Annotated in this window: 23 protein-coding genes; 10 read left to right on the top strand and 13 right to left on the bottom strand. The window is 72.1% G+C overall.

Annotated elements, in window-relative coordinates; translation table 11 throughout:
* Nucleotides 1-26: 26 nt before the first annotated feature.
* Genes OO47_RS15105 through OO47_RS15155 form a run of 11 tightly spaced genes read right to left on the bottom strand, consistent with a single transcriptional unit; the run spans nt 27 to nt 10,875 of the window.
* Nucleotides 27-707 (bottom strand): membrane protein, encoded by a 681-nt coding sequence (locus OO47_RS15105; RefSeq protein ID WP_033209090.1) that lies wholly within the window; start codon nt 705-707, stop codon nt 27-29.
* Nucleotides 704-1,252: a hypothetical protein gene (locus OO47_RS15110; protein WP_030214217.1), complete on the bottom strand. Its 549-nt coding sequence runs from the start codon at nt 1,250-1,252 to the stop codon at nt 704-706. Before OO47_RS15110 ends, OO47_RS15105 begins: the two co-directional genes overlap by 4 nt.
* Nucleotides 1,249-2,529: an MCE family protein gene (locus OO47_RS15115; protein WP_030214219.1), complete on the bottom strand. Its 1,281-nt coding sequence runs from the start codon at nt 2,527-2,529 to the stop codon at nt 1,249-1,251. The genes OO47_RS15110 and OO47_RS15115 overlap by 4 nt, the downstream gene beginning before the upstream one ends.
* Complete coding sequence (locus OO47_RS15120; protein ID WP_030214221.1) at nt 2,526-3,917, bottom strand: MCE family protein; 1,392 nt, start codon at nt 3,915-3,917, stop codon at nt 2,526-2,528. The genes OO47_RS15115 and OO47_RS15120 overlap by 4 nt, the downstream gene beginning before the upstream one ends.
* A complete protein-coding gene (locus tag OO47_RS15125; RefSeq protein WP_030214224.1) occupies nt 3,914-4,939 on the bottom strand; it encodes an MCE family protein in 1,026 nt (341 codons plus the stop codon). Before OO47_RS15125 ends, OO47_RS15120 begins: the two co-directional genes overlap by 4 nt.
* Nucleotides 4,936-5,985, bottom strand: a complete 1,050-nt coding sequence (locus OO47_RS15130) for an MCE family protein (protein ID WP_030214226.1) — start codon at nt 5,983-5,985, stop codon at nt 4,936-4,938. The genes OO47_RS15125 and OO47_RS15130 overlap by 4 nt, the downstream gene beginning before the upstream one ends.
* Nucleotides 5,982-7,037 carry an MCE family protein gene (locus OO47_RS15135; protein ID WP_030214227.1) on the bottom strand — a complete coding sequence of 352 codons (1,056 nt, stop codon included), beginning with the start codon at nt 7,035-7,037 and terminating at the stop codon, nt 5,982-5,984. Before OO47_RS15135 ends, OO47_RS15130 begins: the two co-directional genes overlap by 4 nt.
* Entirely contained in the window at nt 7,034-8,287 is a 1,254-nt protein-coding gene (locus tag OO47_RS15140) for an MCE family protein (protein ID WP_030214228.1), read from the bottom strand. The genes OO47_RS15135 and OO47_RS15140 overlap by 4 nt, the downstream gene beginning before the upstream one ends.
* 1 nt (nt 8,288) lies before the next feature.
* Nucleotides 8,289-9,095, bottom strand: a complete 807-nt coding sequence (locus OO47_RS15145; RefSeq protein WP_030214230.1) for an MlaE family ABC transporter permease — start codon at nt 9,093-9,095, stop codon at nt 8,289-8,291.
* Between the two features lie 5 nt (nt 9,096-9,100).
* Nucleotides 9,101-9,865, bottom strand: a complete 765-nt coding sequence (locus OO47_RS15150) for an MlaE family ABC transporter permease (RefSeq protein WP_030214232.1) — start codon at nt 9,863-9,865, stop codon at nt 9,101-9,103.
* Entirely contained in the window at nt 9,862-10,875 is a 1,014-nt protein-coding gene (locus OO47_RS15155; RefSeq protein ID WP_030214233.1) for an ABC transporter ATP-binding protein, read from the bottom strand. The genes OO47_RS15150 and OO47_RS15155 overlap by 4 nt, the downstream gene beginning before the upstream one ends.
* A 710-nt stretch (nt 10,876-11,585) precedes the next feature.
* Here OO47_RS15155 and OO47_RS15160 point away from each other — a divergent pair.
* The 5 genes from OO47_RS15160 to OO47_RS15180 all read left to right on the top strand — a co-directional run bounded on the left by OO47_RS15160 (nt 11,586) and on the right by OO47_RS15180 (nt 17,152).
* A complete protein-coding gene (locus OO47_RS15160) occupies nt 11,586-12,227 on the top strand; it encodes a hypothetical protein (RefSeq protein ID WP_030214236.1) in 642 nt (213 codons plus the stop codon).
* 281 nt (nt 12,228-12,508) lie between these two features.
* On the top strand, nt 12,509-14,140 hold the full coding sequence (locus tag OO47_RS15165) for a DUF6801 domain-containing protein (protein WP_030214238.1): 1,632 nt from the start codon (nt 12,509-12,511) through the stop codon (nt 14,138-14,140).
* 42 nt (nt 14,141-14,182) lie between these two features.
* The gene (locus OO47_RS15170) at nt 14,183-15,127 is read left to right on the top strand and encodes a hypothetical protein (protein WP_030214240.1); all 945 of its coding nucleotides are present in this window, start codon (nt 14,183-14,185) and stop codon (nt 15,125-15,127) included.
* A 216-nt stretch (nt 15,128-15,343) separates the two neighbouring features.
* Nucleotides 15,344-16,555 carry a helix-turn-helix domain-containing protein gene (locus OO47_RS15175; RefSeq protein WP_030214242.1) on the top strand — a complete coding sequence of 404 codons (1,212 nt, stop codon included), beginning with the start codon at nt 15,344-15,346 and terminating at the stop codon, nt 16,553-16,555.
* Nucleotides 16,556-16,606: 51 nt separating this feature from the next.
* Nucleotides 16,607-17,152, top strand: coding sequence for a flavoprotein (locus OO47_RS15180; RefSeq protein WP_030214245.1), 546 nt, complete (start codon nt 16,607-16,609; stop codon nt 17,150-17,152).
* 60 nt (nt 17,153-17,212) lie between these two features.
* Here the strand turns inward: OO47_RS15180 and OO47_RS15185 are convergent, their stop codons facing one another.
* A complete protein-coding gene (locus OO47_RS15185) occupies nt 17,213-18,427 on the bottom strand; it encodes an acyl-CoA dehydrogenase family protein (RefSeq protein WP_030214247.1) in 1,215 nt (404 codons plus the stop codon).
* Nucleotides 18,428-18,640: 213 nt separating this feature from the next.
* Between OO47_RS15185 and OO47_RS15190 the strand changes: the two genes are divergently transcribed.
* Nucleotides 18,641-19,288 (top strand): TetR family transcriptional regulator, encoded by a 648-nt coding sequence (locus tag OO47_RS15190; RefSeq protein WP_030214250.1) that lies wholly within the window; start codon nt 18,641-18,643, stop codon nt 19,286-19,288.
* A gap of 154 nt (nt 19,289-19,442) precedes the next feature.
* Here the strand turns inward: OO47_RS15190 and def are convergent, their stop codons facing one another.
* A complete protein-coding gene (gene def / locus OO47_RS15195) occupies nt 19,443-20,003 on the bottom strand; it encodes a peptide deformylase (RefSeq protein WP_030214253.1) in 561 nt (186 codons plus the stop codon).
* Between the two features lie 126 nt (nt 20,004-20,129).
* Between def and OO47_RS15200 the strand changes: the two genes are divergently transcribed.
* The 4 genes from OO47_RS15200 to OO47_RS15215 all read left to right on the top strand — a co-directional run bounded on the left by OO47_RS15200 (nt 20,130) and on the right by OO47_RS15215 (nt 24,398).
* A complete protein-coding gene (locus tag OO47_RS15200; RefSeq protein WP_030214255.1) occupies nt 20,130-21,377 on the top strand; it encodes a Mur ligase family protein in 1,248 nt (415 codons plus the stop codon).
* Between the two features lie 19 nt (nt 21,378-21,396).
* On the top strand, nt 21,397-22,125 hold the full coding sequence (locus OO47_RS15205) for a type 1 glutamine amidotransferase (RefSeq protein WP_030214258.1): 729 nt from the start codon (nt 21,397-21,399) through the stop codon (nt 22,123-22,125).
* Nucleotides 22,126-22,296: 171 nt separating this feature from the next.
* Nucleotides 22,297-23,322: a 6-phosphofructokinase gene (locus OO47_RS15210; protein WP_030214259.1), complete on the top strand. Its 1,026-nt coding sequence runs from the start codon at nt 22,297-22,299 to the stop codon at nt 23,320-23,322.
* A gap of 125 nt (nt 23,323-23,447) precedes the next feature.
* A complete protein-coding gene (locus OO47_RS15215; RefSeq protein ID WP_030214261.1) occupies nt 23,448-24,398 on the top strand; it encodes a cytochrome c oxidase assembly protein in 951 nt (316 codons plus the stop codon).
* Nucleotides 24,399-24,461 lie beyond the last annotated feature (63 nt).

Consider the following 24,461-nt stretch of genomic DNA (forward strand, 5'->3'; position numbering starts at 1 on the left):
ACGCCTGCTGGTGTCCGTGCGCACGTTCAGCGGGCCTTGATGTCGACGATCAGCCACCGGTCGTCCCGGAACTCCGCGGTGACGGTGAGCTGGGCGGCGGCGGACGTGGCGGGTGCCCCGTCCCGTTGCGAGGTCTGGTCGAGGAACACGAGCAGGCGCGCGGTGTTCCCCTTGAGTTCGATCACCCCCGTGCGGACGGCCTGGGTGGTGAGGGTGACGCGCTGGGCGACCAGGCTCGCGCGGACCTGGGCGAACAGGTCGGCGTACTGGCGGGCCGCGCGCCCGGAGAGGACGGTCCTGGCGGAGCGTTCGGCGGCGTCGGCCTGGGCGGGCGCGTAGGAGAAGACCCGGGCGAGGCCTTCGCCGACGTCGCCGCCGACGCGGGTGGTGGCCGCGGTGTCGGTGAGCGCGTGGTTGCGGGCGGAGGGGGTGGAGCGGAGCTGGTGGGCCCCGTGGAAGAACGCGCTTCCGCCGAGGAGGAGGGCGACGACGGCCGCGACGAGGACGGCCGTCCGCCACCGGGTGGTGAACCGGCTGCCGACGCCGGTGTCGTCGCCGTCGTCCGGGGTGTCCGGGGTGTCCGGGGTGTCCGGGGTGTGCGGGGCGTCCGGGGTGTGCGGCTCGGGGCCGCCCTCGGCGGGGGCCGCCCCGAGGTCCGGAGCCTTTCCGTCCGTCTCCTCCGCCGTTCCGCGCAGCAGTCGCGTCACTCGTCCCCGCCCTCCTTCTTCTCGTTCTCCTCCGCCTTCCCGCTTCCCTCCGCACCGGCGACGGGGACCGCGCTCAGGGCCGCGACCTTCCACGTGTTCTCACCGGTGCGGTTCAGGACGGCTTCGAGCCGCTTGCGGTCGGAGGTCGCGGCGGCGCCCCCGCGGGGGGTGACGTCGACGCGCACGGTCGCGATGAGCTTCGCCGTACCGGCGCGCACGTCGAGCGCGGTGAGGGCGGCCTCGGTGACCTCGGCGCGCGCCGAGGCGCCCACCGCGGGCGCGGTGCGGCCCAGTTCGGTGCGGAGCGGGCCGGTGGAGGCCTCCCGCCAGGCCCGTACGCCCGCTTCGGCGTGCTCGCGGGTCGAGGCGTCGAGCGTGTTCAGGACGGTGAGGTGCCGCCGGCCCTCGGCGAGCGCGGTGTCCCGTTCGCGGCCGAAGGAGAGGCCTTCGTCCGAACGGGCCTGCGCATAGGTCCACGCGCCGGTGCCGCAGAAGCCGAGGGCGACGACGAGGGCGCCGGCCCCGAGGACCCTCGCCCGCCTCATCGCGTACCTCCGCTGCCCAGGCCGAGGAGCCCGGCCATGTCCGTCGGGCCGCCGCCCTGGCCGGGCAGCGCGAGCGCGCCGGGCAGGGGCTGCCGCTGCGGGCCCGCCGTACCGGCGCCCGCGCTGCCCGAGGGCAGGGAGCCCGGCCTGGCCGGGACGGGTACGGGGCCGCCCTTCGGGGCGTGCGCCGAGCCGCGCACGTTGATCCCGGCAGCGGCGGAGCCCGTGCAGGCCGCGCCGGTGTTGAGGGCGGGCGCGGTGCCCAGGTCGAGGCCGTTGCGGTAGCGCGTACCGCCGTAGCCGGAGGTGCAGGGCAGGGGTTTGAAGAAGGTGACGGCCATGCCGAAGTTGACCTTTCCGCCGTCGACGGCGGTGGCTCCGGCCGAGACGGCCGCCGGGTACTTCACGAGCAGTTCCTCGATGCCGCGCTGCCGGGTGACGGCGACCTCGGAGGTGGTGAGGAGGTTGGCGAGGACGACGCTCAGGCTCGGGTCGAGGTCGCGCAGGAGGCCGCTGACCTGGCCGGCCGCGTCGGGGGTGACGGTCAGGAGGCGCCGCAGGTCGGCGTCGGAGCCCTTGAGGGCGGCGGCGAGGTCGCGGGCTCCGGTGGCGAAGCCCCGGATGGCGCGGCTCTCGTCGGCCTGGGTGCGCAGGACGACCTCGCCGTCGTCGATGAGCCGGACGGTGGAGGGCAGGGCCCGGTCGGCGGCCTGGACGAACGCGCTGCCGTTGTCGAGGAGGGCCTGGAGGTCGTCGCCGTGGCCCTCGAAGGCCTTGCCGAACTCGTCGACGACCGTGCGCAGGGACTCCAGCGGTACGGAGGTGGTGAGGTCGTTCATGCTCGCGAGCACGTCGGTGACGGGGGCCGGCACCTGGGTGTCGGTCTGCTCGATGCGGGCGCCGTCGGCGAGGTAGGGGCCGCCGTCGCTCTCGGGGCGCAGGTCGATGTACTGCTCGCCGACGGCGGAGAGCCCGGCGACCACGGCCTTCGCGTCGGCGGGGATCCGGGGGGCCGACTTCTTGATGCGCAGCTCGGCGACGACGCCTTCGGCGGTGAGGCCGATGTCGCCGACGCGTCCCACGGAGACGCCCCGGTAGGTGACGTCGGAGTGGGTGAACAGGCCTCCCGTACGGGCGAGGTGGACCTTGACGGTGTAGTGGTCGGCGACGCCGACGTGGCGGCCGAGGTCCGCGTAGCGGATGCCGACGAAGCCGAGGACGAGGGCGGCGATGACGAGGAACGCGAGGTTCTTCAGCCGTACGGTGCGGGTGATCACCGGTTCTCGCCTCCGTGCGTCGGGGTGCCGCCCGTGTGGACGGGGGGCAGCGGCAGGGTCGGTCCGGCGCTCGGGACCCGGCCTTGGTTGTGGCCCTGGCTTTGGTTTTGGCCCCGGCTTTGGTTTTGGCCCCGGCTTTGGTTTTGGCCCTGGCTTTGGTTTCGGCTTTGACGGGCGCCCGGCTCGGGTTCCGGCACGGGCTCGGGTTCCGGCTCCGGCTCCGGCTCCGGTTCCGTCGTCTCCGGGGACGACGGGGTGGGCTCGGGGCCGGGATCGGCCTCGGGGATCAGGGGCGGGATGATCTCGGTGCCGGGGGCGGCGGCGAGGTGCAGATAGGTGTTGAGGTAGTCGCCCCTGATGCCCCGCATCACCTCGTCGGTGAAGGGGTACGTCAGCAGGACCTGGAGCGACTCGGGCAGGTCGGCGCCGGCGTCCGCGAGGGCCTTCAGGGTCGGCGCGAGGGCCTTCAGGTCGGCCACCATGTCCTTCTTGCTCGCGTTCACGGTGGAGACGGCGACGCCGGACAGGGTGTCCAGGGCGCGCAGCATGGTCAGCAGGGAGCCCCGCTGGTTCTCCAGCGTCTTCAGGCCGGGCGAGAGGCCGGTGAGGACCGTGTCGACGTCCTTCTTGCGGCCGGCGAGGGTGGCGGAGAGGCGGTTGACCCCGTCGAGGGCGCGGGTGATGTCGCCGCGGTGCGCGTCCAGGTCGGTGACCAGGGTGTTCACCCGGTTGAGCATCGAGCGGACCTCGGGCTCGCGGCCGCCGAGCGCCGCGTTGAGTTCCCGGGTGATGGTCTTCAGCTGGTTGACGCCGCCGCCGTTGAGCAGCAGCGACAGGGCGCCGAAGACCTCCTCGACCTCGGTGTTCCGGCTGGTGCGCGCCAGCGGGATGACGCTGCCGTCGGTGAGGTCGTCCCCGCCCCGGCGCGCGGCGGTCTGCCGGACGCCGGTCTTGCCCGCGCTGCTCCCGCTCCCGTTTCCGCCCGGCGCGACGAGCTGGACGTACTTCTCGCCCAGGAGGCTGGACTGCTCCAGGCGGGCGCCGGAGTCGGCGGGCAGCCGGACGTCGCCGTTGATCTTCAGGGTGACCCGGGCGGTCCAGCTCCCGGGCACCAGCTCGATGGCGGTGACACGCCCCACGGCGACGTCGTTGACCTTGACCGCGGACTGCGGCGCGAGGCTCAGGACGTCCTCCAGTTCGGCGGTGACCGTGTAGGGGTGGGAGCCGAGGTCGGCGCCGCCGGGCAGCGGCAGGTCCTCGATGCCGTCGAACCGGAGCGGGTCGGCCGGGACCATGCCGAGGACGACGGCGATGCCCAGGCCGAGGGCGACCGTGCCGACGGCTCCGGCGCCGAGGAGCTTCCCGGAGGGCGAGGTGGAGCGGCTCATCGCTCCCCCTTCCCGGTGCCCGCCGCGGAGCCGCCGGCCACCGGCAGCGGGAGCAGCGGGCCGCCCATGCTGATCTCGTTGAGGTTGGCGCGCCCGTCGAGGGTGCGGGTCTTCGGGTTGTACGTGTTGACGAGGTTGCCGGCGGCGAGCGGGGCGACGTCCAGGGCTTCCGCGAGGGAGGCGCGCTGGTCGACGAGGGTCTGGGTGAGGGGCACGAGCCGGTCGACGTTCTTCTTCAGTTCACCGCGGTTCTCCTGGATGAAGGTCTTGACCTGGGCGAGGGCCTTGCCCAGCTCCTTGAGGGCGCCGGTGAGGTCGTCCTTGTTGTCGGCGAAGTAGCCGACGACCTCGTCCAGGCGCTCCTGGGCGGTGCGGACGTCGCCGTCCTTCTTCTTGAGCATGGTGGTGAAGGTCTGGAGCTGGGCGAGGCTGGTGAACAGCTGCTCGCTGCTGCCGTCGAGGGTCTTGGCGGCCTTGCCGAACTCCTCGATGGAGGTGCCGATGGAGGCACCGTTGCCCTTGAGGTTCTTCGCCCCGGTGTCCAGGAGCGCGGACAGGGCTCCGGCGGAGTTGGCGCCGTCCGGGCCGAGGGCCTCGCTCAGGTCGGTGATCGACGCGTAGAGCTGGTCGATCTCGACGGGGACGCGGTTGCGGGAGGCCGGCAGTTCGGCGCCGTCCGCGAGGGCGGGGCCGCCGCTGTAGGCGGGGGCGAGCTGGACGTAGCGGTCTGCGACGACGCTCGGGGCGACGACGACGGCCCGGGCCCCGGCGGGGACGCGGACGCCCTCGTCGAGGCGGAGCCGGACGCGGACGCGGGTGCCCTGCGGTTCGACGGACTCGACCTCCCCGACCCGTACGCCGAGGACGCGCAGGTCGGAGCCGGCGTAGACGCCGACGGCCCGGTCGAAGTAGGCGGTGACGCGGGTGCCGTCGGGTTCGAGGACGCGTACGGCGACGAATCCGCAGGCGGCGAGCACCACGAGGGCGAGTCCGGCGGCGAGGGGCGTTCTGGGCTTGGTCATCGTTCACCGCTCCCCTTGGCCGTCGCCGTCTGTTTCGGCGGCAGGCATCCGGTCGTGGGCTGCGAGGCTTCGGGCAGGTAGGTCCGGGGGACCACGCCGCACAGGTAGCTGTCGAACCAGCGGCCGTTGCCGAGGGTGTTGCCGACGAGCCGGTAGTACGGGCCGACGAGCGCGAGGGTCTTGTCGAGCTGGCCGCTGTTCTTCTCCAGGACGGCGGTGACGCGGCCGAGGGCCCTGAGGGTGGGGCCGAGCTGCCGGTCGTTGTCCCCGACGAGGCCGCCGAGCTGGGTGCCCAGCTCCCTGCTGCCCTTGAGCAGGGCGCGGATGGCGTCGCGGCGCTTCTTGAGCTCCCCGAGCAGGGAGCCGCCGTCCTCGATGAGCGTCTCGAAGCTGGACTTCCTGCCCTCCAGGGTCTTGGTGAACTTCTTGCTGTTCTCCAGGAGCCGGGCGAGTTCGGTGTCGCGCTTGGAGACGGTCCTCGACAGTTCGGAGAGGCCGGTGGCGGCGTTGCGGACGTGCGGCGGGGAGTTCTTGAAGGTGTCGGAGATGGTCTCGAAGCTCTCCGCGAGCTTCTCGGTGTCGATGGCGTCGACGGTGCCGCTGAGGTCCTGGAAGGCCTGCGTCACGTCGTACGGCGAGGTGGTGCGCGACCGGGGGATGCGGGTGCCGGGGTCCTGCGGGGCGGAGCCCAGCGGGTCGAGCGCCAGGTACTTCTCGCCGAGGAGGGTCTTGATGGCGATGGCGGCGGTCGACCGGTCGCCGACCCAGGCGTCGCCGACCTCGAACGTCACCTTGACCTTGGGTCCGTCGAGGGCGACTCCGGTGACCTTGCCGACCTTGACGCCGGCGATGCGCACCTCGTCGCCCTCGTCGAGCCCGGCGGCCTCGGTGAAGTCGGCGCTGTAGGCGGTGTCGCCGCCGACGAGGGGGAGCCGTTCCACGTTGTACGCGAGGGTGGCGAGGAGGGCGAGGAGGAGGAGTCCGGCGACGGCGACGGCGACGGGGCTGCGCTCCTTGACCGGCTTGAGCCGGGGGCGGGGGCTCATCCGCGGCACCTCGATTCGGTCACGGCGACGCCGGTCGGGGGCTTGGAGCCGTCGGAGGTTCCCACGCCGCTCACGCGCGCCTCGCAGAGGTAGAGGTTGAACCACGACCCGTACGAGGAGAGGCGGGCCAGGGCGGTCATCTTGGCGGGGGTGTTGGCGAGGAAGGACTCGATGCGGGGGGTCCGGTCGGCGAGGTTCCCGGAGAGCCGGCCCAGTTCGCGGATGTCCTGCTTGAGGGGGGCGCGGCCTTCCTGGAACAGTCCGGCGGTCGTGGTGGTGAGGTCGCCGATGGCCTGGACGGCCTCGCCGAGGGGCTTGCGGTCGGCGTTGAAGCCGGTGACGAGCTTCTGGAGGGTGACGACGAGGTCGTCGAAGCCGGCCTCGCGGTCGTTGAGGGTGGTCAGGACGGTGTTGAGGTGGGTGACGACCTGGCCGACGACCTCGTCCTTGGCGGCGACGGTCTTGGTGAGGGAGCCGATGTGCCGCAGGAGGCTGTCGACGGTTCCGCTCTCGCCCTGGAGGACCTGGACGAGGGAGCCGGCGAGGTCGTTGACGTCGGCGGGCGAGAGTCCTTCGAAGAGCGGTTTGAAGCCGTTGAAGAGCAGGGTGAGGTCGAGCGCGGGCGTGGTGCGTTCCAGGGGGATGGTGTCCCCCGACTGGAGCGTGCCGGACAGGTCGCCGGTGCCCCGGTCGAGGGAGACGTACCGCTGGCCGACCATGTTGAGGTACTTCACGGCGGCGGTGGCGGAGCGGGGCAGGGTGCGGTCCTCGCGGACCGTGAAGGTGACCTGGGCGGTGCGGCGTTCGACGACGCGCACGTCGGTCACCTCGCCGACCTTCACCCCGGCGATGCGGACGGAGTCGCCCTCGGTGAGGCCGGTGACGTCGGTGAACAGCGCCTTGTACGAGGCGGTGTCGGAGCCGACGCCGGTGTTGGCGATGCTGAGGCCGAGGACGGTGGTGGCAAACGCCGTGACCAGGACGAACACCAGGGACTTCAGGACCGTGCCGGTCAGGCCGCGCCGTCGCGTGTGGGCGGGGGGCTTCGTCATCGGAGGGTCACCTCCGCTCCGCGGAAGGCGGGTCCGGCGAGGAGGCTGCTCCAGTCCGGCAGGTCGCCGGGCCGCTTCTTCGCGGCGGGGGCGAGGAGTTCGTTGACGAGGTCGTTCTCCTGCGGGGAGTTGGCGGGCCCGAGGTCCTGGTCGGCGGCGGCGGAGGCCCGGGCGGCGGGTGCGGCCGGGGCGCCGAGGTAGGGCACGGGGTGGCAGCGCGGGCCGCCGCCGGAGCCGTAGGCGGGGGTGTCGCGGCCGGGGACGTAGGCGCCGCGCGGGGCCACGGCGGTGACGTTCACGTGGAGTCCCGGCCGGTTCGTGCCCTTGCCGAGCGCCTTGTCCATGGCGGGCACGAACTGGGCGAGGGTGCGCAGGGTGCACGGGAAGGACGGGGAGTACGCGGCGAGCCGTTCCAGGGTGGGCCGGCTCGTGGCGCTGAGCCGGATGACGTTGTCCTTGTTCTGGCGCAGGAAGGCGGTCAGGTCCTGGGACGTCCGGGTGGTGGCGCCGAGGGTGCCGGCCAGTTCGGCCTCCTTCCCGGCGAGGGTGCCGCTGGTGGTGGTGAAGTCGGTGAGCGCGGTGAGGACGTCCGGGGCGGCGTCCGCGTAGAGGTGGCTGACCTTCACGAGTTCTTTCAGGTCCCTGTTGAGGGTGGGCAGGTGGGGGTTGAACTCGCGCAGGTGGGCGTCGAGTTGCGTGAGGGTGTCGCCGAGCTTGTCGCCGCGTCCCTCCAGTGCCCTGGAGACGGCGGAGAGGGTCGCCGAGAGCTTCTGCGGCTGGACGGCGGTGAGCAGGGGCAGGACGTTGTCGAGGACCTGCTGGAGTTCGACGGCGTTGTCGGAGCGGTCCTCGGGGATGACGGCGCCGGGTCCCAGCGGCTTCGCCGAGGGGTTGCCGGGCGGTACGAGGGCGACGAACCGTTCGCCGAAGAGGGTGGTGGGGAGCATCTGGGCGCGTACGTCGGAGGGGACGTGGTCCAGGGTGCCGGGCCGCATGGCGAGGGTGAGCCGGGCGCCGGTGCCGGTGGACTCGATGGCGCGGACCTCGCCGACGACGACGCCGCGCAGCTTGACCTCGGCGCCGAGGTGCATCTCGTTGCCGACGCTGCCGGTCTCGACGACGACCGGGTCGGAGTCGGTGAAGCGCTTCTCGTAGACGGCGACCGCCAGCCAGGCGAGCAGGGCGGGCACCAGGAGGAAGACGACGCCGGCGAACCGGCGGCTCAGGGTCCGGGCTCGTGGATCGCTCATCTCACCCCGCCACCTTCACGGTCGTGGTCGCGCCCCAGAGGGCCAGCGACAGGAAGAAGTCGGTGACGCTGATCAGCACGATGGCGTTGCGCACGGAGCGGCCGACGGCGATGCCGACGCCGGCGGGGCCGCCGGAGGCGCGGAAGCCGTAGTAGCAGTGGGCGATGATCACCATCACGCTGAAGATCAGCACCTTGAGCACCGACAGGAGGACGTCCGTCGGTGACAGGAAGAGGTTGAAGTAGTGGTCGTAGGTCCCCGCCGACTGTCCGTTGAAGAGGACGGTGACGTAGCGGGAGGCCAGGTAGGAGGAGAGCAGGCCGATCGCGTAGAGCGGGACGATGGCGACGACGCCGGCGATGATGCGGGTGGTGACCAGGTACGGCATGGAGCGGATGCCCATGCCTTCGAGGGCGTCGACCTCCTCGTTGATGCGCATGGCGCCGAGTTGGGCGGTGAAGCCGGCGCCGACGGTCGCGGAGAGGGCGAGTCCGGCGACGAGGGGGGCGATCTCCCGGGTGTTGAAGTAGGCGGAGACGAAGCCGGTGAAGGCGGCGGTGCCGATCTGTTCGAGGGCCGCGTGGCCCTGGAGGCCGACGACGGTACCGGTGAAGAGGGTCATCGCGACCATCACGCCGATGGTGCCGCCGATGACGCCGAGGCCGCCGGAGCCGAAGGCGACCTCGGCGAGGAGCCGCTGCACCTCCTTGAGGTAGCGGCGCAGGGTCCGCGGGATCCAGAGCAGCGCCTTGGCGTAGAACAGGAGCTGGTCGCCGGAGCGGTCGAGCCAGACGAACGGGGAGGCCATCGGCCTCAGCCTCCCTTCGGCGGGACGATCTGCAGGTAGAGGCCCGTCAGCACCATGTTCACGAAGAACAGCAGCAGGAAGGTGATGACGACGGACTGGTTGACGGCGTCGCCGACGCCCTTGGGGCCGCCGCGGGGGTTGAGTCCCCGGTAGGCGGCGACGATGCCCGCGATGAACCCGAAGATCAGGGCCTTGAGTTCGCTGATGTAGAGGTCGGGCAGCTGGGCGAGGGCGGAGAAGCTGGAGAGGTAGGCGCCGGGGGTGCCGCCCTGGAGGACGATGTTGAAGAAGTAGCCGCCCAGGGTGCCGACGACGGAGACCATGCCGTTGAGGAGCACGGCGACCGCCATGGTGGCGAGGACGCGCGGGACGACCAGGCGCTGCACGGGTGAGACGCCCATGACCTCCATGGCGTCGAGCTCCTCGCGGATCTTGCGGGAGCCGAGGTCGGCGCAGATGGCGGAGCCGCCGGCGCCGGCGATCAGGAGGGCGACGATGAGCGGGCTGGCCTGCTGGATGACGGCGAGGACGCTGGCGCCGCCGGTGAAGGACTGGGCGCCGAGCTGCTGGGTGAGCGAGCCGACCTGGAGGGCGATCACGGCACCGAACGGGATCGAGACGAGCGCGGCGGGCAGGATGGTGACGCTCGCGACGAACCAGAACTGCTCGATGAACTCCCGGAACTGGAAGGGTCGCCGGAAGACGGCCCGGCTCACCTCGGCGGCGAGGGCGAAGAGGCGGCCGGTCTGCCGCAGCGCGCCGGTGATCACGAGCCGCTCCCGGTGGCCGGCATGCGCAAGGTGGGCGCTCCGGCGGTCCGCGCGTAGGTGTCCTGGATGGCGGCGCGGGCGGCGGGCGGCAGCCGGTCGAGCATGCCGAGGACCCGTTCGCGGCGGCGTGCGACGGCCGCGCGGGGCGGGAGGCCGGGCGAGGGCTCCAGCTGCGGGACGATGACGCGGGGCGCGTCCGTCCGTACGCCTCCGGCGCTGTCCGCCTCGGCGGCGAGGGTGGCGGCGTCCTTCTCCTCGGACATGCCGATGGGTCCTTCGCGGCGGCCGGCGAGGAACTGGGTGACGACCGGTTCGTCGCTGGTGAGGAGGACTTCGCGGGGGCCGAAGGTGACGAGGCCGCCCCGGAAGAACATGCCCATGTTGTCGGGGACGGTGGCGGCGATGTCCAGGTTGTGGGTGACGATCAGCATCGTCGCGTCGATCCGCGCGTTGAGGTCGATGAGCAGCTGGGAGAGGTAGGCGGTGCGGACGGGGTCGAGCCCGGAGTCCGGTTCGTCGCACAGCACGATCTGGGGGTCGAGGACGAGGGCGCGGGCGAGGCCGGCGCGCTTGCGCATGCCGCCGCTGATCTCGCCCGGCAGCTTCCCCTCGGCGCCGAGGAGGCCGACGAGTTCGATGCGCTCCATGACGATGCGCCGGATCTCCGACTCCCGCTTGCGGGTGTGCTCGCGCAGCGGGAAGGCGATGTTGTCGAAGAGGGTCATGGAGCCGAAGAGGGCCCCGTCCTGGAACATGAGGCCGAAGAGCTTGCGGGTCTCGTAGATGTCGCGTTCGGGGCTGCTGACCATGTCGACCCCGTCGATGAGGACGCGGCCGCGCTGGGGTTTCAGCAGTCCGATGAGCGATTTCAGGAAGACCGTCTTGCCGGTGCCGGAAGGGCCGAGCATCACGCTCACCTCTCCGGCCGGTAATGTCAGCGTCACGTCCTGCCAGATGTTCTGCTTGCCGAAGGACATGGTCAGACCCTCAACGGCTACTTCGATTCCCATACCACCTCCAGCAGGCGTGAGTCGGGGCGCGCGCCGCGGGCGCACGTTAAGGCGGTGCGGATCACCGGGACAATAGGCGCGTCGCCGCGATCCTTGATCCATTGCCGTTCTTGTCACCGCGGAGACAAAGCCCGGACCGGGTTTTGTCTCCGCCGAGACACAGTGGGCGTCGCTTCTCCTCAGGGCCCGGCGAGCGGGTCTCCGTCGCCGGAGTCCCGTCCCGGCGCGGCGGCCGGACCGGCCTGTGGGTACGCGCCGACCTGCGACTGAGCGCCGCCCGGGGAACGTTACGGCCGAGTAACCTCCCGGGGCAATACCGGGTTCCGAGTTTTCGGGAGACGCGGAAGAACGGCCGGATATTTGTCATCGGGGAAACAGAGTCGCCCTTCGACTTGTCATCGGGAAGAGCGAATACAAGCCTCTCCGGAGCTTGCGCGGCCATCGCACCGCGGCTTGATCCCACCCCTGGGGCGATCGATCATAATTGTCGACATTGCGCACCCCGGAACCAAGGCGATTCCCGCTACCGCTCACCCACTTGACAGGCAATCGGACGACTTCAAAGAATCATGGACTTCGCCATTGTTCAGCTAAGTTTCCCGCAAGTAACGTCAGGTTTCGCAGCCGGGGAATCCCGTGCCGCCGGCCGCTCGTCCCCCTCCACCGCGGCCACCCTCTGCTGGTCAATCCCCAAGGAGAGTCCCAGAGCCATGAAGAAGCCCATCAGAAAGCTCGCCGTCGTCGCCGGTGGCGCCTCCGCCGCGTTCGCCCTCGCGGTGTCCCCGGCCTCGGCCGTGCCTTCGACGGTCTGGACCGTCAGCCCGGCACCGTCGCCGGTCGGCGTCTCCGCGACGAACAGCGGGAACATCGTGCTGAGCGTCAACGGCATCGCGATGACGTGTACGAAGTCGGCCGCCACGGCCTCCATGTCCAGCGCCACCGGCAACCCGGCGACCGTCGCCTCCATCAGCGCCATCTCCTTCGGCGCCTCCGGCGCCCCCTGCACCAGCGTCCTGGGCAACGTGACCACCGTCGCGACCACCCCCTGGACCATCGTGGCGCAGGACTACACCGCCGCGACCGGGGTCACCAAGGGCTACGTCGGGAACGTCGACGCCAAGGTGACCGTGGGCGCCTGCGTCTTCCGCGTCACGGGCAAGGCGTCCGGCACGTACACCAACTCGACGGGCAAGCTCTCCGTCAACAGCCTCGCCGGCGAACTGACCGTCGTCTCCTCGACCGGCTGCGGTGCCGCCGTCCCGGTCGGCGCCAAGCCGACCTTCAAGGGCGACTACCTCGTCAAGAAGACGGGCACCACCGTCATCCCGACGATCGTGGGCTCCAACCCGTAAGGCGTTCCCTCCGTGTCCGCCCGGCCGGCGACCCCGGTCGGGCGGGCGCGGGCTGTCCGCGCGTCCCACCGCCCTTCCCCTCCGCTCCCGCGCGGGGGCGACGACCACCGAGGAGAGCCCCGCACCGTGAAGGAACCGATCAGGAAGTGCGGCGTCGCCACCGTTCCGACGATCGTCGGCTCCCACCCGTAAGGGCGCGGCTTCCCGCCTTCGCGGGCCGGCCGCGCCCCGCGCCGGCCCCTCCTCCCGTCGGCACCCAACGACCCGAGCGGAGCACCCAGATGAGAGGTCCCGGGCCCACCACCCGATCCCCCCGCGTCCGCGCGCGCGGCGCGACGGTCGCCGCGTTCGTGGCGCTCGCCCCCCTGCTCCCGGCCTCGGCCGTCGCCGTGGGGACGCTGAAGGTCGACACCGCGCTGCCCTACGTCTGCACCCTGCCTTCGGGACAGCAGCCCGCGACGGTACGGATCACGGCGGCCTTCCCCGAACGGGCGGCCGTGGGCGAGGAGATACGCCCCACCGACGTCACCACGACGGTCGAACTCCCCGCCGGGGCCGTGGCCGACCTCACCGCGCTCGGGGCCGCCACCGTACGGGCGGAGACACGGCTCGCGGTCGGCGTGGTCCAGCGCGAGCAGCGCGTGGAAGCCGCGTGGAGCGGCACGTCGCAGCCCGTCGCCGTGCCCGCCGAAGGACCCCTCGTGCTCACCACGACCGGGGACGTCCCCTCCCTGACGACGGACGTCCCCGGCGATCTGGCCCTCGTCGCGGGGGCGTTCGCCGTCGGCCTCGCCCCGAGCACGGCCGACGGCGCGGCCACCGCCCCCGCGTCCCTCTCCGTCACCTGCGCCCCCGGCCCGGACGCCGGGGAGCGCACGCGGCTCCTCACCCTCCCGGTCGGCGCGGACGCCCCCACCACGGAACCGAGCCCCCCTCCCACGTCACCGTCCGCCCCTTCGCCGTCCGCCCCCTCGTCCGGCCGGCCCACGCCGTCGCTCCCGCCGGACCGGACGACCCCGGCGAAGCCGGAGACCACGAACGGGACGAGCGGGGCCCCGGAGGGCCCGCGGGTCGGCCGGCGAGCGGACGGCGGGACCGCGTCCCCCGCACCGGCGGCCCGGCCGGCCGCGCCCCCCTGCCTGACCGGGAACCCGACACCCATGTCGCTGTCCGCCTACGTCACCGGCTACAGCAACGTGCGGAAACAGAAAGGCGCCTCGCTCCTCCCGGTGTCCTGCATGCTGATCGAGCAGGGCCTCTCGGGGGAGCCGCCCCACCCCGCCCCGCCGGGCGAGATGCACTTCTTCGTCCCGTCGACGGGCAACCTGTCCTACCAGGGGCGCAAACAGACCCCGCCCTTCACCTCCACCTTCCTGTCCTTCGACTTCCAGCCGGTCACGGCGACCATGGTCCTGGAACAGGCCGGTCCCATCACGATCGAAGCGCTCCTGCGCATCTTCCTGTCGGACTTCTCGAACTCCACGGAGACCGTGGTCCGGGCACCGCTCGTCCTGCGCGTCCTCGACGTCAAGGTCAACGGCGTCGAACTGGACGTGGGCCCCTCCTGCCGTACGGCGCAGCCGCTCACCTCCACCGATCCCGACCCCGCCCGGCACCCGGGGAAGCACCTGGTGCTCCTGGGGAAGGGACGACTCGTCAACGGCACCGACGCCGTCGGCTACCTGCTCTCCAGCGGCGGCCCGCTCACCGGGGAGACGACCATTCCGGCCTTCGAGGGCTGCGGTGCCGGCGGAGAGGACCTCGACCGGCTCCTCACCGCCTCCATCTCCGGTCCCGGCAACTACGTGAAGCAGATGCAGGGCCAGTCCTGCGCCGTCGACCCCAACGCCTGGAACCCGCTCGAGTGCACCGAGGACTCCCAGCCCCTCGTGGTCCCCAAGCCCGAGCGCTGACCCGCCCCGCCCCGTTCCCCTTCCGCCAGAAAGGCCTCCGCCATGCCCCTCGTCCCCTCCCGCACGAAGCTGGCCACCGTCTCCGCCCTCACCGCCCTCGGCGCCTTCGCCTCGATGGGCACGGCGACCGCCGCCGTGCCCGAGCTGAACGGCGGCTGGGCGCCGTCCACCCGCTGCCCCGTCGACGCTCCGGCGATGCTCGCCGCCGACGGCCTGGACAGGACGCCGCAGTGCGTCGTCTCCTTCTCGCTCAGCGGCTCCATCAAGCTGGGCAAGACGACGGTGCCCACCGGGAGGACCAACCTCCAGATGGGGGCCATCCAGAACGCCGACGGCACCAGCACGGTCGTCGCCCCGCCCGCCGGCGCGCTCATCGCCGACCCCGCCACCGTCCCCGGCGGCCTGCTCGGCCTGATGTGTCCGAGCGACATCCCGTTCATCAGCAACATCTGCAAGCAGCTCTCCGACGGGAAGCTCAACAAGATCACCGCCACCATGGAGTCGGTCGGCGCCCCCTCGGACTTCGACCAGATCGCGGGCGTCCTCACCGACCAGCCGATCGTCACCCTCCCGGTCCGGATCCGCCTGGAGAACCCGTTCCTCGGCGGCAACTGCTACATCGGGACGAAGGAGAAGCCGATCCTCCTGCGCCCGCGCAACTTCACCGCGCCCGAGTTCGGCCTGGAGCGCTTCGGCGCCGACGGCACCCCGAACGAGGAGGGCGACATCAGCCGCATCAACCTCCTCGGCTCCACCCAGGGCGACAACACCTTCGCCGTCCCCGGCGCCAGCGGCTGCGGCCTCGGGCTGCTCGGCCTGATCGACGGTGCGGTCAACCTCAAGACGGGCCTGCCCTCCCCCGCCGGGAAGAACAGCCTCGTCCTCAACAACACCCAGACCTACCTGACCGGCCTCTACGCGCCGGGCGTCGTCGCCCCCGACGCCGGGAAGGCCTTCTCCCAGAGCTGGCACTCCGCCGTAAAGTAACGGCCACCCAGGGGCGATTACCGGCCTAGTCGGCGGCACACGCCCTCCCGGGGACCCCAACTCCTGCGCAAGTTGTGTACAGCAACGAGCAGGTGTCCTAGCTTCAGCAGTCCCCGCAGGTACGCACCTGACGGCCGTGGCGGCGCCCCGCACTCCGGGCGGGGCGCCGCACCGCCGTTCCCCCACCGGTCGCGCAGAAGAGCAAGGGATCGGTCCATGCCCGCTATCGCACAGCCGCCGAGCGTCGGCGAGCCCCTCGACCCGCTCCCCCGGGAGTTCGCCGAGCTGATGAGGCCGGAGATCCCCGGTCTCATCAAGGAGATCGGCGTGGAGGTCCAGCGGACCTACCCGGTGTACGCCCACCTCTTCAATGGGCCCCACTCGGACGCGATCCGCCAGGGCGTGGAGCAGGCCCTGGCGGCGTTCGTCGACCGGGTCGCCGACCCCGGCACGAACTCGGCCCTCCGCGACGAACTGCTGCGCAAGTTCGGCCGGGTGGAGGCCTACGAGGGCCGCGACCTCGACACCCTGCAGGGCGCCTACCGCCTCGGCGCCCGCATCGCGCTGCGCCGGGCCAAGAGCATCGGTCGCACGTACAACCTCTCCCCCACCCTCATCCTGGCCTTCGCGGACGCCCTCTTCGCCTACGTCGAGGAGCTGGAAGCGCTTTCCCGCGAGGGCCACGCCATGGTCCAGGGGCGCGCGATGTCGGACACGGCGGCGCTGCGCAGACAGCTCCTCCACCTCGTCCTCGCCGGACCGCCGCTGCCCCGGACGACCATCGCCGAGCTGTGCCGGGAGTCCTCCTGGGAACTGCCCGCCGAGTGCACGATGGTGGCCTTACGGGCTCCGGTCGCCGAACTCGTCCAGGCCGGCCTCGACCGGGACGTCCTCGCCGACCTCAGCCTCCCCCAGCCGCACCTGCTCATCCCGGGCCCGCTCACCGCCGAGCGCCTGGCGATGCTCGAAGCCGCCCTGGCCGGCACCCCCGCCGTCGTCGGTCTGACCGTGCCGCCGCCGCAGGCCGCCCACTCCATCCGCTGGGCGCGGCGCGTCCTCCAGCTCATCGACGACGGCGTCGTGCCGGACGCGCCGCTCGTGCGCTGCGAGGAACACCTGACAACGTTGTGGCTGCTCTCGGACCCGGCGCTCACGCACCACCTCGCCGCGCGCGAACTGGCCCCGCTGGACGGCCTGTCCGGCAGCCGGCGCGACCGACTGATCGAGACCCTGCGCGTCCACGTCTCCACCCGGGCCCCGGCGGAGCAGGTCGGCGAGATGCTGGGCGTGCACGCCCAGACGGTCCGCTACCGGCTGCGGAACCTGGACAACCACTTCGGCGACCGGCTCCTCGACCCCGACCGCCGCTTCGCGCTCGAAGCGGCGCTGCGCTCGCTGCACCTCCGCGACAAGAAGCGGAAGGACTGAGTCCGGGCCGGGGCCGTTCCCGTACGCCCGTCATGTGATCGGATGGCGGTCATGAACGATCGGACCCTGTACCTGTTCAGCAGTGCCGCCTCACCCGTCTTCGACGTCGCACGGGTCGTCGAGGAGGCGCAGGCCGACGGCTGGGACGTGTGCCTCGGCCTCACGCCGACGGCCGCCCGCTGGCTCGCCGGCTCCCTCGACGGTCTCGCCGCGCTCACCGGCCACCCCGTGCGCTGGGACCACCTGCTCCCCGGCCAGCCGGACGTGTGGCCCGGGCCGGACGCGATCGTGGTGGCGCCGGCCACCTTCAACACGGTCAACCGGTGGGCGCTCGGGTTCACGGACACATGGCTGGTCGGGGTGGTGGCCGAGGGCATCGGGAAGCGGATCCCCATGGCGGTGATGCCGTGCGTGAACTCCGCGTACGCCGCGCACCCCCGGTTCGACCTCTCCCTGGAGATCCTCCGGGGCGCCGGGGTGCGGGTCCTGTACGGCGAGGGAGGGTTCGTCCCGTACGAGCCGGGCGGGGAGGACCCCGCGGCCTACCCGTGGCGGACCGCGCTCGACGCGGTCGCGGACGTGCTCCGGCCGGTCTGACGCGTCCGCCCCGCGCCCCCGGGAGGGGTGCGGGGCGGACGTACGCCTCGGCGGGCCGGCCTACTTGGCGATCGTGCGGCTGATGACCAGGCGCTGGATCTCGCTCGTGCCCTCGAAGATGGTGTAGATGGCGGCGTCGCGGTGCATGCGCTCCACCGGGTACTCGCGGGTGTAGCCGTTGCCGCCGAGGATCTGGACGGCCTGGGCGGTGACCTCCTTGGCGACCTCGCTGGCGTACAGCTTGGACATGGAGCCCTCGGCCGAGGTGAAGGGCTTGCCCGTGGTCGCCATCCAGGAGGCGCGCCAGACCAGGAGCCGGGCCGCGTCGATCCGGGTGGCCATGTCGGCGAGCTGGAAGGCGACGCCCTGGTTCTCGATGATCGGGCGGCCGAACTGGACGCGGGTCTTCGCGTAGTCGAGGGCCACCTCGTACGCGGCGCGGGCGGTGCCGACGGCCATGGCGCCGACGGCGGGGCGGGAGGCCTCGAAGGTGGCCATGGCGGCGTTCTTCACGCGCTCGCCCCCGGCCTTCGCCTTCTCGCGGGCGCGGGCCAGGCGCTCGTCCAGCTTGTCCTTGCCGCCCAGGAGGCAGTGGCCGGGGATCCGGACGTCCTCCAGGACGACCTCGGCGGTGTGGGAGGCGCGGATGCCGTGCTTGCGGAACTTCTGGCCCTGGGAGAGGCCGGGGGTGTTCGGCGGCACGATGAAGGAGGCGTGGCCCTTGGAGCCGAGCTCCGGGTCCACGACGGCGACCACGACGTGGACGTTGGCGATGCCGCCGTTGGTCGCCCAGGTCTTGGTGCCGTTGAGGACCCATTCGTCCCTGGCCTCGTCGTACACGGCCCGGGTGCGCATGGAGGCGACGTCCGAGCCGGCGTCGGGCTCGGAGGAGCAGAAGGCGGCGACCTTGACGTCGTTCGCGTCGCCGTACATCTGCGGGACCCAGGTGCCGATCTGCTCCTCGGTGCCGTTGGCGAGGACGCCGACGGCGGCGAGACCGGTGCCGACGATGGAGAGGGCGATGCCCGCGTCGCCCCAGAACAGCTCCTCCATGGTCATGGGGATGCCGAGGCCGGTCGGGTCGAAGAACTGCTGGGCGTAGAAGTCGAGGGAGTAGATTCCGAGCTTGGCCGCTTCCTGGATGATCGGCCAGGGGGTCTCCTCACGTTCGTCCCACTCGGCGGCCGCGGGACGCATGACGTCGGCCGCGAAGCCGTGGAGCCAGTCGCGCACCTGCTTCTGGTCCTCGTTGAGCTCGAACGTGAACTCGCCCATTTTCCCTCCCAGCAGTATGTTACTTGCGGTAACACCAGTCTGTTACCGCCGGGTAGGGGCTGTCAACCTGCGCGGAGGCGGTCCGGCCCGACCGGCACCGGGACCGGACCGGGTGTTACGTTGCGACGGCCCGACAAAGACAGCGCACAGGACCGCGGGGCCGCCGGGCACGGAACCGCGGGATCGAGACCGTACGGCCGGGGAGACAGGCACATGGACATCGCGCACCGGACCACCGACCAGCAGACGCCCGCCGAGCAGCGGCGGCGCGAACTGCTGGAGGCGGCGGACCGGGTGGTGCTCCGGGACGGCCCCAAGGCGTCCATGAACGCGATCGCGGCCGAGGCCGGCATCACCAAGCCGATCCTCTACCGCCACTTCGGCGACAAGGGCGGCCTCTACCGCGCCCTCGCCACCCGGCACACCGACGCGCTCCTCGACGCCCTGCGGGCCGCGCTCGACGCGCCCGCCGACCGGCGCCGCCGGGTCGAGTCCACCCTCGACACCTACCTCGCCTCGATCGAGGCGATGCCGCAGGTCTACCGCTTCCTCATGCACCCCGCCGAGGAGCCCCACCAGAACGAGCAGGGCTTCGACGTCGGCCGCCACTCGGCCCCACTCCTGCGCCGCATGGGCGAGGAGCTGGGCCAGGTCATCGCCGAGCGCGTCGACCTGGGTCCCGCCGCCGAGGCCCAGGCCCGGATCTGGGGCCACGGCATCGTCGGCATGATGCACGCGGCCGGGGACTGGTGGCTCGGCGAGCGCCCCTGCTCCCGCGCCGAGCTGGTCCGCAGCCTGGCCGACCTCCTGTGGGGCCGCCTGGCCGAGGCCGACGACCGCGCGGACGGACCGGGCTTCTGAGGGCCCGGGGACGGGCCGGGCTTCCGAGGGGCCGGGGACGGACCGGGCTTCTGAGGGTCCGGGGCGGGCCGGGCTTCCGAGGGGCCGGGGGCGGGCCGGACTTCTGGGACCCGGGGCCGGAATCCCAGGCTCCGGAAAGGCGCCGGAAGGCGCCTCAGCCCTCCAGCACCGACACTCCACCGCCCCACGGCTGCTTGCGGACCGCCCGCAGCAGACGTGACCTCCGCCACCCCGTGACGTGGTCCGCGTAGACCCCGCCCTCCAGGTGGTCGGCCTCGTGCTGGAGGCAGCGGGCGAAGAACCCCGTGCCCTCGACCCGTACCGGAGCCCCGTCCAGGTCCACGCCCTCCACCACCGCACGGTCGAACCGGGGCGTCGGCGCCTCCAGGCCCGGCAGCGAGAGACACCCTTCCGGCCCCCTGACCACGTCCCCGTCCGCCTCCACCAGGCGCGGGTTCACCACGTGCCCCAGGTGGCGGACCTCCTCGTCGTCGGGGCAGTCGTACACGAAGACCCGCAGGCCCACGCCCACCTGGTTCGCCGCCAGCCCCACCCCGTTCGCCGCGTACATCGTGGCGAACATGTCCTCGACGAGCCGGGCCAGTTCGGGTCCGAAGTCGGTGACGGGCTCACAGGGCGCGTGCAGCACGGGGTCGCCGAGCAGGGTCATCGCTCGGACCAGGCCGGAACTGCCGGGGATGGGGCGGTTTCGCATGCCGGTAAGGGTACGGTCCGCCGTGACCTGCCTGTTTCGTACGATCGCTCGGCGGTGCCGCTGTTCGGGCTCCTGGCCGGATCTCGATAGGCTGAGCCCGGACCGACGCGAGGAGGAACAAGAACGATGTCAGGACACCCCGGTAATCCAGAGCCGCTGTCGCCGCGTGCCAAGCTGGCCGTGACGGCGGGCAGGGCCGCGGCCGCGGTGTCGCGGGCGGCGGGTCGCGGAAGCGGATCGGTGATCGGCGGCCGGGTGGCGCTGAAGCTCGACCCCGACCTCCTCGGGCGCCTCGCCCAGCATCTGGACGTCGTCCTGGTGTCGGCGACCAACGGCAAGACGACCACGACCCGGCTCATCGCGGAGGCGCTGCGCGCCGCCGGCCCCGTCGTCTCGAACGCCCTGGGCGCCAACATGCCCGCGGGCATCACCTCGGCGCTCGCCGGCGGCTCGGACTCCCGGTACGGCGTGATCGAGGTCGACGAGAAGTACCTCGCGGGCGTCGCCCGGGACACCACCCCCAAGGCGATCGCGCTGCTCAACCTCTCCCGCGACCAGCTCGACCGCGCCGCCGAGACCCGGATGCTCGCCGAGAAGTGGCGCGAGGGCCTCAACGGCACCAAGGCCGTGGTCATCGCCAACGCCGACGACCCGCTGATCGTGTGGGCCGCCTCCTCCTCCCCCAACGTGGTGTGGGTCGCCGCCGGCCAGGAGTGGAAGGACGACGCCTGGTCCTGCCCCGCCTGCGGCGGTGTCATGCAGCGCCCCGGCGACGACTGGTTCTGCGGCGAGTGCGGCTTCCGGCGCCCCGCGCCGAGCTGGGCGCTCAGCGGCGACCACGTGCTCGACCCGCACGGCTCGGCCTGGCCGATCCGCCTCCAGCTCCCCGGCCGCGCCAACAAGGCGAACGCCACCACCTCGGCCGCCGTCGCCGCCGTCTTCGGGGTGCCGCCGCAGGTGGCCCTGGAGCGCATGTACCAGGTGCAGGCCGTCGCCGGCCGCTACGACGTGGTCTCCTTCCAGAACCGCGACCTGCGTCTGCTCCTCGCGAAGAACCCGGCCGGCTGGCTGGAGACCTTCTCCCTCATCGACGGCCCGCCGGCCCCGGTGATCCTCTCCGTCAACGCGCGCGGCGCCGACGGCACGGACACCTCCTGGCTGTGGGACGTCGACTACGGCCGGCTCGCCGGCCACCCGATCATGGTGATCGGCGACCGCCGGCTCGACCTGGCGGTCCGCCTGGAGGTCGCGGGCGTGGACTTCCGCGTCTGCGAGACCCTCGACGAGGCCGTCGCGATGGCCCCGCCCGGGCAGATCGAGCTGATCGCCAACTACACCGCCTTCCAGGACGTCCGCCGCCGCGTCGGCAACTGACCCGTAGAGGACATGCAGCATGAGTGACAGCAGCCTGCGCCTGGTCTGGGTCTACCCGGACCTGCTCAGCACCTACGGCGACCAGGGCAACGTCCTCGTCGTCGAGCGCCGCGCCCTGCAGCGCGGCCTCAGCGTCGAGCGCGTCGACGTCCGCAGCGACCAGCCGGTGCCGACCTCGGGCGACATCTACCTGATCGGCGGCGGCGAGGACCGCCCGCAGCGGCTCGCGGCCGAGCGGCTGCGGCGCGACGGCGGCCTGAGCCGGGCCGCCTCCAACGGCGCGATCATCTTCTCGGTCTGCGCCGGGTACCAGATCCTGGGCCACGAGTTCATCAACGACCTCGGCGAGCGCGAGGGCGGCCTCGGGCTCATCGACGTGATCTCGACCCGCGGCGAGGGCGAGCGGTGCGTCGGCGACGTCCTCGCGGACATCGACCCGCGCCTGGGCCTGCCCCAGCTCACCGGGTTCGAGAACCACCAGGGCATCACCCACCTCGGCCCGACGGCCCGGCCGTTCGCCCGGACCGTCCTCGGCAAGGGCAACGGCACCGGCGACGGCACCGAGGGCGCGTACAACGACACCGTCTTCGGCACGTACATGCACGGTCCCGTCATGGCCCGCAACCCGCAGATCGCGGACCTGCTCCTGAAGCTGGCCCTCGACGTGAACGCGCTGCCGCCGACGGACGACCGCTGGTACGAGGCGCTGCGCGCCGAGCGCATCGCGGCGGCCACGCAGCCCGCCTGACCGTCCCGCGCGATCCGTCCGCACGGTCCGTCCGCGCCGCTCGTACGCACGTACGCTGTCCACTGGGCGGACATCAGGTTCGGCCCCGCCACCCGGCGGCGATAGGGTGGCGGGGATCCAGCCGGACGACGTGGTCCGGGAGTCGGCCCACGTTGCAAAGGTTTATGGGCTATGCGCATTGGCGTGCTCACCTCCGGCGGAGACTGCCCCGGTCTGAACGCTGTCATCCGGTCCGTCGTGCACCGCGCCGTGGTGGACCACGGCGACGAGGTCATCGGCTTCCACGACGGGTGGAAGGGCCTCCTGGAGTGCGACTACCGCAAGCTGGACCTGGACGCGGTGGGCGGCATCCTCGCCCGCGGCGGCACCATCCTCGGCTCCTCGCGGGTCCAGCCCGCGCACCTGGTGGACGGCGTCGAGCGCGCCCGGGGCCACGTCGCGGACCTCGGTCTCGACGCGATCATCCCGATCGGCGGCGAGGGCACCCTCAAGGCGGCGAACCTGCTCTCCGAGGCGGGCCTGCCCATCGTCGGCGTCCCGAAGACCATCGACAACGACATCGCCTCCACCGACGTCACCTTCGGCTTCGACACGGCCGTCACCGTGGCCACCGAGGCCCTGGACCGGCTCAAGACCACCGCCGAGTCCCACCAGCGGGTCCTGGTCGTCGAGGTCATGGGCCGCCACACCGGCTGGATAGCGCTGCACTCCGGCATGGCGGCCGGCGCGCACGCGATCGTCGTGCCCGAGCGCCCCTTCGACATGGACGAGCTGACCGCCCGGGTCGGCGCCCGCTTCGCGGACGGCAAGCGGTTCGCGATCGTGGTGGTCGCGGAGGGCGCGAAGCCGCGCGAGGGCTCCATGGAGTTCAAGACCGCCGGCACCGACATCTACGGCCACGAGCGCTTCACCGGCGTCGCCAACCAGCTCTCCGTGGAGCTGGAGCGGAGGCTCGGCAAGGAGGCCCGCCCGGTCATCCTCGGCCACGTCCAGCGCGGCGGCACCCCGACCGCGTACGACCGCGTCCTCGCGACCCGCTTCGGCTGGCACGCGGTGGAGGCGGCGCACCGCGGCGAGTTCGGCATGCTGACCGCGCTGCGCGGCACGGACATCGTGATGGTCCCGCTGGCCAAGGCCGTGGAGACCCTCAAGACGGTCCCGGCCGACCGCTACGCCGAGGCGGAGTGCGTGCTCTGAACGGCTCCCGTGCGTGACCGTACGCCTTCCCGTACGTGACACCCGCCCCCGGTCGCGATCGCGGCCGGGGGCGGTTCTAGTCTGGTGCGGACAACAAGCGCGAATCGGGCTCCAGGAGTGTACGGATGGATCACAGCGGGCACGGCATGACCACGGATCTGCCGCCGTTCACGCTGGGGCGGGGCCTGGAGTTCTCTCCCGACCTCTTCTTCCTGATCGGCTGCCTCGTGGCGCTCGGCCTGTACGGGTGGGGCGTGGCGCGGCTGCGGCGGCGCGGGGACGCGTGGCCGGTGAGCCGGACGGTGTTCTTCACGGCCGGCGTCCTCACGATCGCCCTCGTGATGTGCACCAAGCTGAACGACTACGGCATGGTCATGTTCAGCGTGCACATGGTGCAGCACATGGTGATCTCCATGCTGTCGCCGATCCTGCTGCTGCTCGGCGCGCCGGTGACCCTCGCGCTGCGGGCGCTGCCGGTGGCGGGCCGCGGTTCGACCGGGCCGCGCGAGCTGCTCCTTAAGCTGCTGCACAGCCGGTACGTGAAGGTGATCACGCACCCCGGTTTCACCATTCCGATGTTCATCGCGAGCCTCTACGCGCTGTACTTCACGCCGCTCTTCGACTTCCTCATGGGGTCGAAGCCGGGGCACATCGGGATGATGGTGCACTTCCTGATGGTCGGCGTGGTGTTCTTCTGGCCGATCATGGGCGTGGACCCGGGTCCGCACCGGCCGGGGTACGTGATGCGGATGCTGGAGCTGTTCGCGGGCATGCCGTTCCACGCCTTCTTCGGCATCGCGCTGATGATGGCCTCGGAGCCGATGGTCGAGGCGTACGCGAGCCCGCCGGCCTCGCTGGGGATCGACGCGCTCTCCGACCAGAACGCGGCGGGCGGCATCGCCTGGGCGTTCAGCGAGATCCCGTCCGTGCTGGTCCTGATCGCGCTCGTCTACCAGTGGTACCACTCCGAGCAGCGGCAGGCGGTCCGCAAGGACCGGGCCGCCGACCGCGACGGGGACAAGGAGCTGGAGGCGTACAACGCGTACCTGGCCTCGCTCCGGGCGCGGGGGAACTGACCTCCGGGAGGTCGTGGACGGGTCCGGCGCCGTACGGGACGGCGCCGGGCCCGTTTTCCGTGC

The organism is Streptomyces bikiniensis, from assembly GCF_000716625.1.
Taxonomy (GTDB): Bacteria; Actinomycetota; Actinomycetes; order Streptomycetales; family Streptomycetaceae; genus Streptomyces; species Streptomyces bikiniensis.

Bases quoted from the DNA above. Each gene is read 5' to 3' on its own strand.
- OO47_RS15130 (WP_030214226.1), bottom strand. From the start codon at position 5,985: ATGAGCCCCCGCCCCCGGCTCAAGCCGGTCAAGGAGCGCAGCCCCGTC.
- OO47_RS15190 (WP_030214250.1), top strand. From the start codon at position 18,641: ATGGACATCGCGCACCGGACCACCGACCAGCAGACGCCCGCCGAGCAG.
- OO47_RS15160 (WP_030214236.1), top strand. From the start codon at position 11,586: ATGAAGAAGCCCATCAGAAAGCTCGCCGTCGTCGCCGGTGGCGCCTCC.
- OO47_RS15205 (WP_030214258.1), top strand. From the start codon at position 21,397: ATGAGTGACAGCAGCCTGCGCCTGGTCTGGGTCTACCCGGACCTGCTC.
- OO47_RS15180 (WP_030214245.1), top strand. From the start codon at position 16,607: ATGAACGATCGGACCCTGTACCTGTTCAGCAGTGCCGCCTCACCCGTC.
- OO47_RS15165 (WP_030214238.1), top strand. From the start codon at position 12,509: ATGAGAGGTCCCGGGCCCACCACCCGATCCCCCCGCGTCCGCGCGCGC.
- OO47_RS15200 (WP_030214255.1), top strand. From the start codon at position 20,130: ATGTCAGGACACCCCGGTAATCCAGAGCCGCTGTCGCCGCGTGCCAAG.
- OO47_RS15155 (WP_030214233.1), bottom strand. From the start codon at position 10,875: ATGGGAATCGAAGTAGCCGTTGAGGGTCTGACCATGTCCTTCGGCAAG.
- OO47_RS15140 (WP_030214228.1), bottom strand. From the start codon at position 8,287: ATGAGCGATCCACGAGCCCGGACCCTGAGCCGCCGGTTCGCCGGCGTC.
- def (WP_030214253.1), bottom strand. From the start codon at position 20,003: ATGCGAAACCGCCCCATCCCCGGCAGTTCCGGCCTGGTCCGAGCGATG.
- OO47_RS15185 (WP_030214247.1), bottom strand. From the start codon at position 18,427: ATGGGCGAGTTCACGTTCGAGCTCAACGAGGACCAGAAGCAGGTGCGC.
- OO47_RS15210 (WP_030214259.1), top strand. From the start codon at position 22,297: ATGCGCATTGGCGTGCTCACCTCCGGCGGAGACTGCCCCGGTCTGAAC.
- OO47_RS15145 (WP_030214230.1), bottom strand. From the start codon at position 9,095: ATGGCCTCCCCGTTCGTCTGGCTCGACCGCTCCGGCGACCAGCTCCTG.
- OO47_RS15110 (WP_030214217.1), bottom strand. From the start codon at position 1,252: ATGAGGCGGGCGAGGGTCCTCGGGGCCGGCGCCCTCGTCGTCGCCCTC.
- OO47_RS15125 (WP_030214224.1), bottom strand. From the start codon at position 4,939: ATGACCAAGCCCAGAACGCCCCTCGCCGCCGGACTCGCCCTCGTGGTG.
- OO47_RS15120 (WP_030214221.1), bottom strand. From the start codon at position 3,917: ATGAGCCGCTCCACCTCGCCCTCCGGGAAGCTCCTCGGCGCCGGAGCC.
- OO47_RS15175 (WP_030214242.1), top strand. From the start codon at position 15,344: ATGCCCGCTATCGCACAGCCGCCGAGCGTCGGCGAGCCCCTCGACCCG.
- OO47_RS15215 (WP_030214261.1), top strand. From the start codon at position 23,448: ATGGATCACAGCGGGCACGGCATGACCACGGATCTGCCGCCGTTCACG.
- OO47_RS15170 (WP_030214240.1), top strand. From the start codon at position 14,183: ATGCCCCTCGTCCCCTCCCGCACGAAGCTGGCCACCGTCTCCGCCCTC.
- OO47_RS15135 (WP_030214227.1), bottom strand. From the start codon at position 7,037: ATGACGAAGCCCCCCGCCCACACGCGACGGCGCGGCCTGACCGGCACG.